Annotated in this window: 9 protein-coding genes; 2 read left to right on the top strand and 7 right to left on the bottom strand. The window is 66.1% G+C overall.

Features of this window, described 5'->3' with window-relative positions; all coding sequences use genetic code 11:
• Position 1: 1 nt before the first annotated feature.
• On the bottom strand, positions 2-1,174 hold the full coding sequence (locus ASF09_RS02455) for a glycosyltransferase (protein ID WP_060524289.1): 1,173 nt from the start codon (positions 1,172-1,174) through the stop codon (positions 2-4).
• Positions 1,171-3,192, bottom strand: a complete 2,022-nt coding sequence (locus ASF09_RS02450; RefSeq protein WP_082444005.1) for an HAD-IIB family hydrolase — start codon at positions 3,190-3,192, stop codon at positions 1,171-1,173. Before ASF09_RS02450 ends, ASF09_RS02455 begins: the two co-directional genes overlap by 4 nt.
• 469 nt (positions 3,193-3,661) lie before the next feature.
• Between ASF09_RS02450 and ASF09_RS02445 the strand changes: the two genes are divergently transcribed.
• A complete protein-coding gene (locus tag ASF09_RS02445; RefSeq protein WP_060524287.1) occupies positions 3,662-5,725 on the top strand; it encodes a phosphocholine-specific phospholipase C in 2,064 nt (687 codons plus the stop codon).
• A gap of 266 nt (positions 5,726-5,991) precedes the next feature.
• Here the strand turns inward: ASF09_RS02445 and ASF09_RS02440 are convergent, their stop codons facing one another.
• The 5 genes from ASF09_RS02440 to ASF09_RS02415 form a co-directional block, all read right to left on the bottom strand.
• Positions 5,992-7,263 (bottom strand): MFS transporter, encoded by a 1,272-nt coding sequence (locus ASF09_RS02440; RefSeq protein ID WP_060524930.1) that lies wholly within the window; start codon positions 7,261-7,263, stop codon positions 5,992-5,994.
• A gap of 8 nt (positions 7,264-7,271) precedes the next feature.
• Positions 7,272-8,483 carry a D-mannonate dehydratase ManD gene (gene manD, locus ASF09_RS02435; RefSeq protein WP_060524286.1) on the bottom strand — a complete coding sequence of 404 codons (1,212 nt, stop codon included), beginning with the start codon at positions 8,481-8,483 and terminating at the stop codon, positions 7,272-7,274.
• Positions 8,484-8,869: 386 nt separating this feature from the next.
• A complete protein-coding gene (gene uxuA, locus ASF09_RS02425; protein ID WP_060524284.1) occupies positions 8,870-10,042 on the bottom strand; it encodes a mannonate dehydratase in 1,173 nt (390 codons plus the stop codon).
• Between the two features lie 102 nt (positions 10,043-10,144).
• Entirely contained in the window at positions 10,145-10,942 is a 798-nt protein-coding gene (locus ASF09_RS02420) for a FadR/GntR family transcriptional regulator (protein ID WP_060524283.1), read from the bottom strand.
• A 662-nt stretch (positions 10,943-11,604) separates the two neighbouring features.
• A complete protein-coding gene (locus ASF09_RS02415; RefSeq protein ID WP_060524281.1) occupies positions 11,605-14,805 on the bottom strand; it encodes a TonB-dependent receptor in 3,201 nt (1,066 codons plus the stop codon).
• A 202-nt stretch (positions 14,806-15,007) separates the two neighbouring features.
• Here ASF09_RS02415 and ASF09_RS19990 point away from each other — a divergent pair, with 202 nt between their 5' ends.
• Positions 15,008-15,298, top strand: a complete 291-nt coding sequence (locus tag ASF09_RS19990) for a hypothetical protein (protein WP_156359137.1) — start codon at positions 15,008-15,010, stop codon at positions 15,296-15,298.
• Positions 15,299-15,342 lie beyond the last annotated feature (44 nt).

Raw genomic sequence — 15,342 nt, 5'->3', positions numbered from 1 at the left:
GTCAGGCTTTCGCATGGTGGGTAGAGTGTGCAAGTTCAGTCGAGGCAGGTGCAGGATCGGGCGGCAGCGCGACGACCGGCTGCGCCCAGGCGTCGTCCGCGACCTTGGCAAGCCACGATGCCGCCTCCCGCGCGGCATCGGCGGCATACAGCGCGTGTTGCCGGGACAGGTCGAGCGTCGCGGCGCGGGTCCAGGCGTCCATCCACGCGCCGGCATGCGACGGCCAATGCTCGAGCATCGTCGCCGCGCCCGCCTGATCGAGCGTTCGCGCCTTCCAGAGCTGTTCGTCGAAATAGCGCCATTCGGGAACCACGATCCAAGGCCGGCCGATCGCCGCGATCATGTGCACCGTCGTATTGCCCGCCGACGATACGACCCGGTCCGCCGCCGCGATAGACAGCGCCGGGGTGTCGACCCAGCCGAGATGCCGCAGGTTACCGGGCGCGGTGGCGTGCCACTCCTGCTCGACCGCGCCGATCGTCAGCCAGAGCGTGTCCGGTTCGGCGCGCGCACCCAGCGTGAGCGGCGTCGCGGGCGTACCATTGCCACCACTGCCGGCGACGACGACGACGATCTCGGCGTCGAGCGGCAGGCCGAGCGCGGTCCGTGCCGCGCTCCGGTCGATCGGGTCGATCTCCACCCCGACGCCGGGGGCGTAATGCGTCTTGGCAAGCATCCAGTCCGGCCGCCCCGGCTGCTCGAGCGATGCCGAATAGGGCGCCAATATGCCCAGCGCGGATTCATACGCCGCCATATGCCCGGCATCGCTGCGGTCGCCGTGCTGGAGGACGCTGACGCACGGGACCGACGCGATCCGTGCGAGCAGCGCGAGTTCCGCCGAGACGTCGGTGACGAACAGGGCAGGACGGGCCGCGTCGAACCAGGTCGCGATCGTCGCGACCGCATGCGTGATGCTCTTCCACCCGAGCGGCGCGCAGTGAAGGCTGGACGGCGTGCGAACATTCGCCAGTCCGATCGGTTCGTCGCCCGTCACTTCGAACAGCGACGGGATCGTGCGGATCGTCACGTTCGACGCGAGCGGCGGGAAGATGTCGGCCCTTGCCGAGAACAGCACCACCGGCCGGTCGGCAGGCAACGCGTTGACGATCGCCGCCGCGCGCTCGGCATGGCCGCGCCCCTGATGATGGACGAAATACCCGATCGGCCGCGTCATGCCGCGCGTTCCATCGCGAAGGCGCGCATACCCTCGACGATACCGGCGGCATGCGCCCCCCGCGCGAGATAGATGGTGGGGCGTCCGACAAGCCCGGCAAGCTCGCTGCTGTGATTGGCGACGAGAATGCCGTTGCGGCAGATCGAGAGCATATCGAGATCGTTGCCGCTGTCGCCCGCGGCATAGACGTGATCGCGCGCGATCCCCAGCTTGCCTGCTACCCACGTCATCGCCGCGCCCTTGCCCGCGCGCTCGGGAACGATGTCGAGCAGACGGCCGTGACTGTGGATGACGCGTACCGGAAGGTCGGCCACCGCCGCGCGGATGGCCGCGACCACCGCGGGCTCTTCGGCGAAATAGCTGCGCTTGTGACGCCGCTGTTCGACCGCCGGCTGCCGCTCGACACCCGCCAACCCACAGACTCGCCGGTCGACCGCATCGGCCTCCCAGCCTGCGTCGATATGCGCGCTATAGTCGGCATCGGCGATCAGCCGCGCACCGTCGCGCCAATAGATCTCGGCACCCACCGACGTGACGAGGACCGCGGGCGCAGGCTGCCCCCATTCCCCGAGCAACCGCTCCGCTTCCTGCAACGACCGCCCGGTCGCGACCCCGAAGGCGAGGTTCGGCTGCGTCTTCAAATACGCCGCCATGCTGAGCGCGCCGACCGTGCATCCGGTCAGCGTGTTGTCGATATCGCACAGCAGCAGCCGCGATGGGCGCGGCTGCACCGTCCGGATCGCGCGAAGACCATCGACGATCGCGACGAAGCGCGCGGCATAGCCGTTCCAGTCGAGCATCCGAGCGTTCACGCGCCCGGCTCGGGAGGCGCGCTTCCAGGCGATCCGATCGTCGAGCAGCGCGTTGATCGCACCGGCAAAGCTGGCATGGTCGCGCGGGTCCGCGACCGTGCCGTGACCCAGTCTTGCGACAATGTCGGCCGGACCGCCGTGACAGGTCGCCACAACCGGCAGACCATGTAAGGCGGCCTCCGTCAGCGTCAGACCGTAAGGCTCGGTCAACGCCGGGTTGACGAAGACCCCGCCCGTTTCCTGCGCGAGCGCATAGAGCGAGGCGACATCGCCCGCGGTATGGCGCTTGGGCAAGGCGAGCGTCCCGTAGAGGTCGTGCCTGTCGAGCCCGGCCAGCAGCCCGCCGATGACCGCCCGCTGTTCGTCCTCACCGGTATCGGGCCCGTCGCGCAGCCCGGCGACGATGACGAGATTGGCGCGATCGCGGAGCCGCGCGTCGGACGCGAACAGATCGATCAGCCCGACCAGGTTCTTCTTGGCGACGGGACGCGCGATAGCGAGGATGATCGGCTTGTCGACTGCCCTCAGGAACGGCGCGATCAAGGCCCTCGCTCTGGTCGGGTCTGCCGGTGCGCTATCCGCAAGCCCCGCGCCGGGCGGCACGCAGTGGATCTTCGCAGGACAGGCCGATGGATACAGCATCAACTGCCGCTCGGCCTCGTCGCGCGAGGACGCGATGATCGCGTCGGCGGCGGAGATCGCGCGATCCTCTTCGGCGATCCGCGGCGCCAGCGTCCCGTTCGAGCCGGACGAACACCCTGCCTTCTCGATGCCGAGCGAATGCGCGGTATAGATGAAAGGGATGCCGAAACGCTCGCGGACCAGCATGGCGACGTCGGCAGCGTCGGCGAAGTGCGCGTGGATCACATCGGGACGCCGCTTGAGCGTCTCGATATGGTCGATCAACGCCTGCGCGAAGGCCGGGCGGCCGGCAGCGCCGGTCCCCTTGCCGAGATAGCGACGGTTCGCGGTCGCGATACGCCGGATTCCGAGCTTCGCCGATACCGGCTCGTACGGCACGGCATAGGCGACGCCGAGGTCATCGTCTTCGATCAGCCGCGTGACAATTTCAACCGTGTCGACATCATCGCGCGCCGCCAACGCCAGCGCCGCACCCAGCGCGTAGGTGATATGTCCGCCGGTGTCCTCGGTAAGGCCAAACTCGATCGGCGGCCCCTTCAAACATCCACCGAGGGCGATCGCCATAATAAACAATAGAAACCAACCCCAATGCACATGTCTTCAAGACAGACCGATACCTTCAGCTGTTAACGCATCGTTCAGTTTGAAGGTTGCGCACGCCGATGCCATTTGCCGAGTAAATCATCTTAACCGAAATTAGGTCGTTTTTCGGCCGGAGCGCAGTATCGCTTCTGCGATCACGGCGGGCGCGATCTCCGGGTATCGGCGGGAACGCTCGGCTTGCTGATCAGGACATAAGTGACTGCGCCGATGGACCTTGCCTGCGTCTTGGGCTTTCCGCTCGCGCCCACGACACCGCCTTAACGCGTGGCGAAGCGGTTCGCAGCTTACCCAATGGCTCTCGCAGGCTGGCGATCGGCTATTTCAGCGTATCAGCCGCCGTTATGATCGCGTGGACAGGCGCGTTGCGCTATTCGGCGCGGGTCCGCGGAGACTCGGCGCTCGCCGGGCTCGACCTGATGATGGAGCCACGATGATCGACCATCCCACCCGCCGTACGCTGATCGGCGCCGGACTCGCCGCCGCCACGACGGGCGTGCTGCCCGGTACCGTCTCGAGCGCGATCGGGCGGGCGCTCGCGATCCCCGCCGATATCCGCACCGGCACGATAACCGATGTCGATCACGTCGTGATCCTGATGCAGGAGAATCGCGGCTTCGATCATTATTTCGGCACCTTGCGCGGCGTTCGCGGCTTTGCCGATCCGCTGCCCATTCCGCTCCCCGTTAAAAGGCCAGGAAATCGCGACATTTGGTCGCAGGAAACGGCGGATGGTCGCCACGTTGCGCCATTTCATCTGTCGACCGAGGAGCATTTCGCGCTGATGCGCATGGCGGGCACCCCGCACACCTGGCCCGATGCGCAGGCGGCGTGGGATCACGGCCGGATGGCGCGCTGGCCCGCGGCCAAGACCGAACGCTCGCTCGGCCATTTCGCGCGCGCCGACCTGCCCTTCCAGTTCGCGCTCGCCGAGGCATTCACGATCTGCGACGCGTATCACGCCGCGATCCAGACCGGCACCAACACCAACCGCATCATGCTGTGGACCGGCACCAACGACCCCGCCGGTACGCACGGTGGCCCCGCGATCGGCAATTCGCACGACAGCCTGCCCGCCGATGGGGGCTGGCCCGAGGGCTATCGCTGGACCACCTATCCCGAGCGATTGCAGGCCGCCGGCATCGACTGGCGGATCTACCAGGACATGGCGGACAATTTCACCGACAACCCGCTGGCCGGGTTCGCCGCCTATCGCGGTGCGGCGCCCGGCTCGGCGCTGCACGATCGCGCGATGACCACGCACGGGCTCGACCGGTTGCGCGCCGATGTCGTCGGCGGGACGCTGCCGCAGGTATCGTGGATCATCGCGAATGCGGCCGGGTCCGAGCATCCCGGCCCGTCGAGCCCGGCGCAGGGCGCAGCCTATACCGCCGCGGTGCTCGATGCGCTGACCGCCGACCCGAAAACCTGGGCGCGGACCGCGCTGTTCGTGATGTTCGACGAGAATGACGGCTTCTTCGATCACGTACCGCCGCCCGCCCCGCCCTCGCCCGACGCCAGCGCGCCGGGCGGTTTCGCGGGCGCATCGAGCATCGCCACCGCCGCCGACTATCACCATGTCGCCAGCCCCGGCGAGGCGAAGGCCGATACACCCGAATGTCGCGGCGGCCCCTATGGTCTGGGCCCGCGCGTACCGTGCTACGTCGTCTCGCCGTGGAGCCGCGGCGGCTGGGTCAATTCGCAGGTGTTCGATCACACCTCGGTGATCCGCTTCCTCGAAACGCGCTTCGGCGTGGCCGAACCCAACATCTCGGCCTGGCGCCGCGCGGTGTGCGGCGACCTGACCTCGGCGTTCGACTTCAGGCGCGCCAACGACGCAGCCCCTGCCCCGCTGCCCGACCCGCGCGCGAGCGCCGCACGCGCCGCCGCCCTGAAGGGGCAACCCGATCCGCGCGCGCCCGCGGCCGGTGCGCGCCCGCCGCAGGAACCCGGTATCCGACCCTCGCGCGCGCTCCCTTATGATCTGGACGTGACGGTCGCACAGATCGGCGCGGCGGGGATTACGCTCGACCTTGCCTGTGGCGGCGCGCCGGCGGTCGTCCACGTCTACGATCGCCACCGGCTCGATCGTATCCCACGGCGCTACACGCTCGCCGCCGGTGATCGCATCGCGGCGACATGGCCGCTCGACGACGAAGGACGCTACGATCTGTGGCTGCTCGGCCCGAACGGCTTTCATCGCCACTTCGCCGGGCAAAAGATCGCCAAAGCCGTGTCGTGGCGGTTCGAGCCGGCGCGCGAAACGCTTTCGGTGACGGTGCCGCTAGGTCTGAAGGCCGTCTCGCTGCGCCATACCGAGGCGCATCGCAGCTGGCGTGGCGACGGGCGGCCTCATCCGTTGTCGCTCGCCGAGACCGGCGGCTGGTACGATATCCTCGTCACCGCCCCCGCCGATCCCGCCTTCCGCCGCCGGATCGCCGGAAGACTGGAAACCGGACGCTCGTCATGGTCCGAACCGCCACTCGCACGCGCATGACGACCGCGACGGGCGACGCGTGGCGATCGCAGGCACGTTGCCGGCGTGGAACGGTCATGTTCACGGACCGCAGGACCGTTCTGGTCGATCACGCTCGGGCTATTCGCCATCGACCCACTTGGCGACCTCGGCGGGCTGCTCCGAACGCGTCTGACAGGTCGCGCGCTTAAGAGCTGACAGCGGCATTCGCCCGTTCCGCGTTTGATTTAGCCAGACTCCCGGCCCCGTTGCCGACAGCCTCGCGATTGCCGCCCTATCAGGCGGGCTCAGGCAAGGCGTTCCGGATCGACGGGCGTATACTGCGGTACGAGCAGGTGGATCACCAGCAGCGCGACGAAATAGGCGCAGCCGGCGACCACGAAGATCGGCCCATAGCTGCCGACACCCGCGAGGATCGTGCCCGCGAACTTCGCCATCAGCATGCCGCCGCATGCCCCCGCCAGCCCGCCAAGACCGATCACCGATCCGCCCATGCCGCGCGGGAACAGGTCGCCGGGGATCGCATATACGTTGGCGGAGAAGCCCTGGTGGCATGCGCACGCCAAGCCGATCGCCGCGACCGCCCACCACAATCCCGGTGCCTGCGCCGCGAAGATGATCGGCAACGCGAACAGCGCGCAGGCGAACAATGCAGTCTTCCGTGCGCGGTTCGGCGTCTGGCCGCGTGCCAGCAGCCGCGACGAGAACCAGCCGCCCGCGACCGATCCGACATCGGCCAGCACATACACGGCGACCAGCGGCGGACCGAAATCGAGCATCTTCACGCCGTATTGCCGGTTGAAGAAGTCGGGCAGCCAGAACAGGAAGGTCCACCACACCGGATCGATCAGGAACCGACCAAGCATGTATGCCCAGGTCTGGCGCAGCCGCAGCAGCGTGCGCCAGCGGACCGGCTTGGCGGCGGGAACGGGGTCAGCCTCGATCCATGCCAGTTCCTCGGGCGTGATGCGCGGATGCTTGCGCGGCGATCGGTAGAAGGCGAGCCAGGCGACCAGCCAGATCACGGTCAGCGCGCCGGTCGCGATGAACGCCATCCGCCAGCCGAACGTCACCGCGATCACCGGCACGATCAACGGCGTGAGGATCGCGCCGACGTTGGAGCCCGCGTTGAAGATGCCGATCGCCAGCGCACGCTCGCGTTGCGGAAACCACTCGTTCGCCGCCGCCAGTGCCGCCGGAAACGCACCGGCCTCGCCGATCGCGAGCGGGATACGTGCGAAGATCATCATGCCGGCGCTGGTGAACAGCGCGTGCGCGACATGACCGATCGTCCACAGCGTCACTGCGACCGCATAGCCGATCTTGGCGCCGACCCGGTCGACGAACCGCCCGAACAGCACATAGGCGATGCCATATGCGGCCTGGAACGCGATCGCGAGATCGGCATAGCCCTGCTCGCTCCAATTGTAGCGCGCCTGAAGTTCGGGCTTCAGCACCGGCAACACAAGCCGGTCGATATAGCTGAGCGCGACCGCGGCGAAGAGCAGCGCGCAGACGATCCACCGCACTTTGCCGCGAGGTTTCTCGGCTGCTGGCATGGCCGCGTTCACCAGTTGCACAGCGTGCCATCCTCGCGACGCGCGACCGGGAGATAGGCGCGCTTGTAATCGTAGGTCGCGGCAAGCTCCTCGTCGATGTCGACGCCGAGCCCCGGCGCCTCCCCCGGATGCATCATGCCGTCGTCGAAGCTGTACGCGTGCGGGAAGACGGCATCGGTCTCGTAGGTGTGCGGCATATGCTCCTGCACGCCGAAATTGGGCACCGACAGCCCGAAATGCAGCGCCGCCGCCATCGCCACCGGCGACAGATCGGTCGCACCGTGGCAGCCCGTCCGCACCTGGTACAGGTCCGCGAGCGACGCGATCCGTCTCAGGTGCGTGATGCCACCCGCATGCACGACGGTCGCGCGGATATAGTCGATCAGCTGGTTCTGGATCAGGTCCTTCGCATCCCAGATCGAATTGAACACCTCGCCGACCGCGATCGGCGTCGTCGTGTGGTGACGGATCAACTTGAACGCCTCCTGGTTCTCGGCCGGCGTCGGATCCTCGATCCAGAACAGGTTGTACGGCTCGAGCGCCTTGCCCAGCCGCCCCGCCTCGATCGGCGTCAGCCGGTGGTGGATATCGTGGAGCAGATGAACATCCCACCCCATCGCCTCGCGTGCGGCTTTGAACAGTTCGGGCACGACGCGGAGGTATTTCTCGGTCGACCACACGCTTTCGCTCGGCAGGTCGGCGTCGGCGGGTTCGTAGCGCGCGCCGTGCTTGGCGACGCCGTAGGTCGAGGCGAGCCCCGGTACGCCGCATTGCAACCGGATCGCCTTGTAGCCCTTCGCCTGCTCGGCCTTGGCGACCGCGATCGTGTCCTCGATCGTCGTGCCGTTGGCGTGCGCGTAGACCATGCACGCATCGCGCGCCGCGCCGCCGAGCAACTGGTACACCGGCATCCCCGCGAGCTTGCCCTTGATGTCCCACAATGCCGTATCGACCGCAGCGATCGCCGCCATCGTCACCGGGCCGCGGCGCCAGTAGGCGCCCTTGTAGAGATACTGCCAGACGTCCTCGATCCGATGTGCATCGCGGCCGATAAGACACGGCACGACGTGGTCGGTGAGGTAGCTGACGACGCTCAGCTCGCGGCCGTTGAGCGTGGCATCACCGAGCCCGGTGGTACCATCGTCGCATTCGATCTTCAGCGTGACGAAATTGCGCCCCGGACAGGTGACGATGACTCGAGCGGAAACGATTTTTGGCATCGATGGTCCTCCAGGGACTTTCGGTAAGGATGTTCGCGCATCAAGCGATTGCGCTGGCCATAGGGGCCAAGGGCGACGTCGTCGGCGCGACCTCCTGCCCGATCGTCGCAGGCATCAGGGTGTTGCCGCAGCCCCCTTGCAGCGTGGCTGCAGGGCCAAGGCCGTGCGCGATCGCTTCGATCTGATGCCGGACACCGTGATCTCCTATCGTAAACGCGACAATCTTCCGAGCCACCTCTGATAGCGATACCATGACGGACCGGCCGCAATCATGTCAAACCAAAAGCCGTGTTGGCGGCTGACCAGTGCGATCGCTCCGATAGGCGGCGTATCGATCGCAACGACCCATGACCGCAGCGATGCTGCCCCGCCATCGCCGCCATCCATCAGACCGCCGCTTTGCCGTACGCCAGGCCCAACTCCAACCCGCGCAGTTCCGCGAGCCCGCGAAGCCGTCCGATCAACGAATAGCCGGGATTGGTCCGCTTGTTCAGATCGTCGGCCATCTGGTGACCATGATCGGGACGCATCGGCAGGCTGCGGCCCGTTTGTGCCTGCAAGGCCGCCAGCTCGGTCATGATCGCCGGCATGTTAGCATCGCCCTGCAGATGCGCAGCCTCGTGAAAGGCACCGTCGGGCTCGCGTTGTACCGATCGCAGATGGACGAAGCCGATGCGGTCGCCGAGCCGCCGGACGATGCCCGGCAAGTCGTTGTCCGCGCGCGCGCCGAACGAGCCGCTGCAAAAACACAGGCCGTTCGCGACCGAAGGCACCGCTGTCACCAGCGCGCTGACATCCGCTTCGGTACTGACCACGCGCGGCAAGCCGAAGATCGGAAACGGCGGATCGTCGGGATGCACCACCAGCCGAATACCTTCCGCTTCGGCAACCGGACACACCGCCTCCAGGAACGCGATATGGTTCGCCCGCAGCGCCGCCGCGTCGACCTCGGCATAGGTCTCGATCTGCTCGAGCAGTTGCGCCGAACTGAAGCTCTCCTCGCTGCCCGGCAGCCCGGCAATGATCGTCCGCTCGAGCGTATCGCGGGCGGCGGCGTCCATCGTCGCGAACCGCTCGGCGGCGCTGGCAACCAGCTCGGGCGCGTAATCCCGGTCGGCATTCGGGCGACGCAGGATATGGATATCGTAGGTGGCAAGCGCCTGAAGCTCGAACCGCAACGCGCGGGCGCCATCAGGCAACGCCCAGCTCAGATCGGTCCGAGTCCAGTCGAGCAACGGCATGAAATTATAGGTCACCACCTCGACGCCCTGCCCCGCGAGATTCCGCAAGCTGGCGATATAGGCCGCGGTCAGCCGGTCCCAGTCTCCCGTGCGCCTCTTCAGATCTTCGGCGACGGGCAGGCTTTCGACCACCTTCCACTCGAGGCCGGCCTCTTCGATCAGGATCCGGCGCGCGGCAATCGCGTCCGTCGTCCAGACGTCGCCATTGGCGACCTCGTGCAATGCCGTGACGATTCCGGTCGCACCAGCCTGCCGGATGGCCTGGAGCGGCACCGGATCGCGCGGGCCAAACCAGCGCATGGTCTGGGTCATCATCATTCGCCGATCATCCCGTCCTGTCCACGCTACGCTGGCGTGCGGCATCGTAATAGCAGCGATCTAATTGGTCTGACAACTTGCAAGCGCCGGCACGCGCGCGTTTCACGATCTGGCGCTGCCGCCATAGCGTTGCCGGGTGCCCGCAAGCGCCAGCCGTGCCTGTTCCATCGCCATTTCCTCCGTCTGGAACAGCAGGTGATCCATGACCGATGTCAGATGCCCGCGCATCGCCACGCGCGCGCCGACGGCATCGTGCGCGCGCAAAGCATCAACGATCGCAGTGTGTTCGGCGATGACGGGGCGCACCTTGGCGTTGCGCGCCTTGGCGTGGAGAAGCGCGCATTCGGGCGATGTCGATCGCAGATGCCACAGATCCTCGATCGTCCGGACGACACCGGCATTCCGGGTCGCCTTCGCGATCGCCATATGAAAGTCGCGATCGGCGATCTCGGTCACTTCGACGCGCGTGTTTTCGGTCGTCATCGCCTCGACCAGACGGTCGAGCACATCCAGTTCCGCATCGGTGATCTGCGCTGCGGCAAGCGCGGCCGCCTCACCCTCGAACATGATCCGGGCCTCGGTCAGTTCGAACGCGGTGATCGCAAATCCCGGCTCCTCGCCCTGCCCCGGCAACCGACAGACATAGGCTCCGGAGCCAACGCGCACTTCGATAAAGCCCTGCACTTCCAACGCGATGAGCGCTTCCCGCACGGCCGGACGGCTTGCGCCATATTCGATAGCGAGTTCCCGCTCCGCGGGCAGCCGATCGCCGATCGCGTAGGTCCCGGCGGTCAACTCTTCGACCAGGCGCCGCGCGATACGCTGATAGAGACGATCGTCGGCCGGGACGTCGTATGCGCCAGTTCTTACCGGTCCATTGCGGGATACAGATTTCGCCATCGGACTTACCAATCCCCTTGTTTGCCAGAATGTCTACAGCGACCCGCGAAGAAAGCGAGCGCCGCCGCGCCGATGCGGGTCGGCAGCCCGGTCCGCGGATCAATGTCTCGGGCTCGTGCTGCGACACTAAACGTGGCTGCGGGAAGCATCGCAAATGCGGCAGCGCTCATCGAGGCACGAGGCGATACGGCCCGCGCCATAAGATCCGCTCCTTCATCCTTCGTTCCCCACCACCGAGCCACCGGTTCGTGCTGCGATTTGCCCATCACGGCGCCCTTGCTGCTGCGAGCGATGCATTCTCGGGATCGGCATGTATCTGGTGATATCGGACCGCGTGCTGCGGGGGCGATGTTTCATGCCGCCCACCACCGGCTCTTCGTGGAGCCGCAACGGCGGCTTAACACCTCGTCGCCGAACTCGCCCTGCACCCTGCGCCAATTCACCGGGTTCAGGACCAAGATGCCCGCCAACACCACAACGATATGCCGATTTCCCCTGCCAGTTCACTCGCGCCGTAGATCGCGCCGCGCCGGTAGCTGTCGAGGATCACACATCAGCTACGCCGGGAAGTAGGTTGGCGAGTATCTCGACGACGGTCGCGACCGCGCTACCCCGCCAAATGAGCGGCGGGGCGGCCGCATCGCGATCGCCCCGCTCACCGACTAGAACGTGCCGCGCAGACCAACCAGGAACTGACGTCCCGGCTTGTACTGCGTGAAGGTCGCGTTCTCGAACTGGAAGTACGAGCGCAGCGTCGCGTTCGTGAAGTTCGCCACGTTGACCGTCAGCTGCGGGGCGTTCTTCAGGCCGAAGATCTTGTCCAGATCGAACGACGACGAGAAGTCGTAGGTCGTATAGTCGGTGCCGAACAACGCCGCTGCCGGAATGCCGTTCTGCGCCGCACCGCTGTTCTGCGAACCCTCACGCGAGGTCGTCGACACCCGCAGCATCACGCCGTGCTTCTCGTAATACCCGGTGATATTGTAGGTGAAGGGCGCCACGCCGAACGCCGTCGCCGGACCATCGCTGCGCTGGTCGACCACCGTGGCGTTGGCGTTGAAGCCGAACCCGGTCACGCCGATGTGCTTGGTGATAAAGTCGAGCGGCTGGACCCACTGGAATTCGAGACCGTTGATCGTCAGCTTGTTGGGCACGTTGACCTGCGACGTGACCTGCACCTGCGCGGCATTAGGTCCGCCACGCGAGTTGAGCGCGATCTGCTGCGTCGGGTTCAGCGTGTCGTAGGTGATCCCGTACTGCGACAGGTTCGAGAACGGCACCGTGCTGATGAAGGTGTTGGTGAAGCCCTCGATCGACTTGCGGAACGCGTTGAAGCTGACGACACCCTCGCGGCCGGTATAATATTCGAAGCCGAGGTCGAGGTTGGTCGACAGATAGGGCTTCAGCGCCGGGTTGCCGATCGTTGCCTGATCCGCCGATGGCGCGCCGAAATTGACGCCCGGCAACTGCGCGGACGGATCGGGGCGGGTCATCGTCCGCGAGCCCGCGACGCGGACCACGGCGTGCTCGCTCACGTCGTAGGCGAAGGTGGCCGCAGGCAGCCACTTCGCATATTCGTTGCGCGTCGACACGTTGGTGACGAGGTTCGGATAGCGGCTGCCGTCGGGCAGTGCGGCACCGGTCGCCGTCGTGTTGCGCGGATCGGGCAACGACACCCGCCCGGAGATCGTCTGGATCGTGTTGACATAGCGCAAGCCGACATTGAACCGCAGCATGTTGCCGCCCAGTTCCTGCTCGCCGTTCACGGTTGCGAACGCCGACTTCACGACTTCGCGGATCGTGCCGCCGCTTGCCCCGGTGTTGGCAGCACCGGTCTCCGGCGCGTTGTCGTGAAACTGGTCATAGTTGCTGGCGGCCGCGAACTTCGGCCAATCGACGGTCACGAACCCGGCCGGGCCCGGCTTCAGATAGGTCGGCGCTGCCGAGTTGGGGATCAGCGAACCACCATAGGTCACCGGACCCGCCATGCCCGCCGTCGATCCGGTGCCGTAGCCCGGATACGAAGGATAACCCGCCGGGATCACGCCGGGCGCGTTCAACCCTTCGCAGGGCGGCTGCGAATTGGGCGAGGGGACGAAGATGCTGGGATTGTTGCCGCAGACGGCGTTCTGATACGCCTGACTGTTGTCGAAGCCCTGGATACGACGTGACACGTCGTCGAACGCGCCACCGACCTTCAGGTTGAGCGCCTTGCCGCCCCACGTCAGATCGCCGCGGGCGCCCTTGTTCGTGTTGAGACGGCGCTCGTCCTGGATGTTCACGCGGCTGCCCGCGTTCCAGCCGAAATTGGCGGGGTCGTTGAGATCCAGCGCACTCTGGATCGACGGGACACCGCCGGTATTCGTGTAGGTGACGGTGTTGCCGACGCCGAGCGGCGTGGTCATGCCCACCGACGGGCTTTCGCGGTGGAACGTCGAGCGTGCGTAATTGCCCTGAAGGTTGAGCTTCAGCGTGTCCGAAATCTCCCATTCGCCGCCGGGATTGACGCTGAACAGCTTGGTCGTCTCGGTATACGGGCGGAATTCGTTGAAGAACTGCGCGTTGGCAAACGTGCCGCCGGTGACGACGCAACCGATCGTGCAATCCGCCTTGTCGAACGTCAGGTTGGTCGGGATCACCGCGCCGTTGCGTACGATCCAGGCCACGTTCTCGCGGATCAGGTCGTTCTTCTTGTAGCCGTACAGCCCGTCGACATAAAGGTGCAGCGTGTCGGTCGGCTGCCACTCGGCGCTGACGATCGCGTTGAACCGATCACGCGGACCGCGGATGCTAGTCGAGCGGCCGAGACGCGGCAGCAGCGCGTTGTCGATCTGCTGGATCGATGCGCCCGGGTTGTTCGCGAGCAGGAACGCGCTGTTGATCGGCGTCCCCGCTACCAGCCCCGCACCGGCGCCCGTCGGTACCACCGCAGGAATCGTCCAGTTGCCGCCGCCGGTCGTGTTGCACCCCGATGTCGCGCCGCACTGCGCGGCGGTCAGCGCGGGATTGGTATAGCCAATCGTCTCGAACCCGCGCGTGTCGGTGAACAGCCGCTGTGCCGACACGCCCGCGAGGATCCCGAACTTGTCGTTGCGCCAGCTGCCGATCAGCGAGCCACGCGCACCGATCCGGTCCTCGGGCGACTGCTTGGTGCCCTGGACGTTATAGGCCAGGAACGAGGTCGCACGATCGAACGGCCGTGCCGAGCGAAGGTCGATATTGCCGGCCGCGCCGCCTTCGAGAAGGTCGGCGGTGTAGCTCTTGTTGACGGTCAGCTTGGTGAACAGGTCGGTCGGGAAGAAGCTCAGATCGACCGAGCGATCGGTGCCCTGCGCATCGGTCGCGCCCGACGACGCCACCGCGATCGTCGCGCCGTTGAGCGTCACGTTGGTGAAGTTCGACCCCAGCCCGCGGATCGCGACGTTGGTGCCTTCACCCGTTACGTCGCGCGTGATCGTGATGCCGGGAATGCGGTTAAAGGATTCCGCGATGTTCGTGTCGGGAAACTTGCCGATATCCTCCGCGAAGATCGAATCGGTAAACCCCGTCGCCGCACGCTTGGCGTTGGTCGACTTGGCGAGACTGGAGCGATAGCCGGTGACGACGATATCGGCGCTGTTCGCTGCATCGATCGCGCCCGGAGTCTGATCGGAATCCGGCAGGGTCGCGGCCGGCGCGGGCGCCGCTGCCGGCGCAACAGGGTCTGCTGCGGCCGGGGCCGCGCCTTGAGCCGCGGGCGGCGACGGATCTTGCGTCGGTGGTATGGTCTGCGCTGCGGCCATGGTCGCGGACACTGCGGCCATCGTCGTCGCGCCGAGCAACGCCGCGCGCGTCAGACGCGATACCGTTTTAAAAGGGGTCATGATCAGAATCCTCTCTGAAGCCTCGCCGACGTTGCGGCGGGAACGCGTTTATGGTCGGTGGAAGTTTGGACGCGCGTCAGTCGGCGCGGAGCATCGATTGCTCCGGCGTGCTGATTGCAGAAAATGAAGCGCGAAACCCATCCAACCCCCGATCATGCCTGTCTTGAGCAGGCTATTGATAGCGGTACCTTTAGGTCGACTGGTGACCGAGTCAAGACCCACCGGCATGGCCAATTCGGAGGCGCAGGTGGCCGGACACCGAGATAATCGCAAGAAATATAGCGCTTCTGTATTACCAGTTTTGCCGAGCGAACCAGCGGTGCTCGGGCCATTTCCCATCACGGCCAGCCGCAGCCTTCTTCGCCGATGCGCTGACGAGCAGGAAAAATGGAAAGGCACCGCTCCCGCGATCTGCGCCCTGCTAAACTTTTTGGGTCGCGCGTATTGCGGAGCGGCGTTCATCAGTTTGGTGAAATCGTCGTGCCAGCTTTGACATCCCGCCGAATACTAATACTCTGACAAAAATCGATCTGGAGA

Source organism: Sphingomonas sp. Leaf242, from assembly GCF_001422045.1.
Classification (GTDB): domain Bacteria; phylum Pseudomonadota; class Alphaproteobacteria; order Sphingomonadales; family Sphingomonadaceae; genus Sphingomonas.
Note: the sequence above shows the minus strand (reverse complement) of the source record. Positions and strands in the feature narration are given on the sequence as shown.

Coding starts and splice junctions, on each gene's coding strand:
- ASF09_RS02455 (WP_060524289.1), bottom strand. CDS start 1,174: ATGACGCGGCCGATCGGGTATTTCGTCCATCATCAGGGGCGCGGCCAT.
- ASF09_RS02450 (WP_082444005.1), bottom strand. CDS start 3,192: ATGGCGATCGCCCTCGGTGGATGTTTGAAGGGGCCGCCGATCGAGTTT.
- ASF09_RS02445 (WP_060524287.1), top strand. CDS start 3,662: ATGATCGACCATCCCACCCGCCGTACGCTGATCGGCGCCGGACTCGCC.
- ASF09_RS02440 (WP_060524930.1), bottom strand. CDS start 7,263: ATGCCAGCAGCCGAGAAACCTCGCGGCAAAGTGCGGTGGATCGTCTGC.
- manD (WP_060524286.1), bottom strand. CDS start 8,483: ATGCCAAAAATCGTTTCCGCTCGAGTCATCGTCACCTGTCCGGGGCGC.
- uxuA (WP_060524284.1), bottom strand. CDS start 10,042: ATGATGATGACCCAGACCATGCGCTGGTTTGGCCCGCGCGATCCGGTG.
- ASF09_RS02420 (WP_060524283.1), bottom strand. CDS start 10,942: ATGGCGAAATCTGTATCCCGCAATGGACCGGTAAGAACTGGCGCATAC.
- ASF09_RS02415 (WP_060524281.1), bottom strand. CDS start 14,805: ATGACCCCTTTTAAAACGGTATCGCGTCTGACGCGCGCGGCGTTGCTC.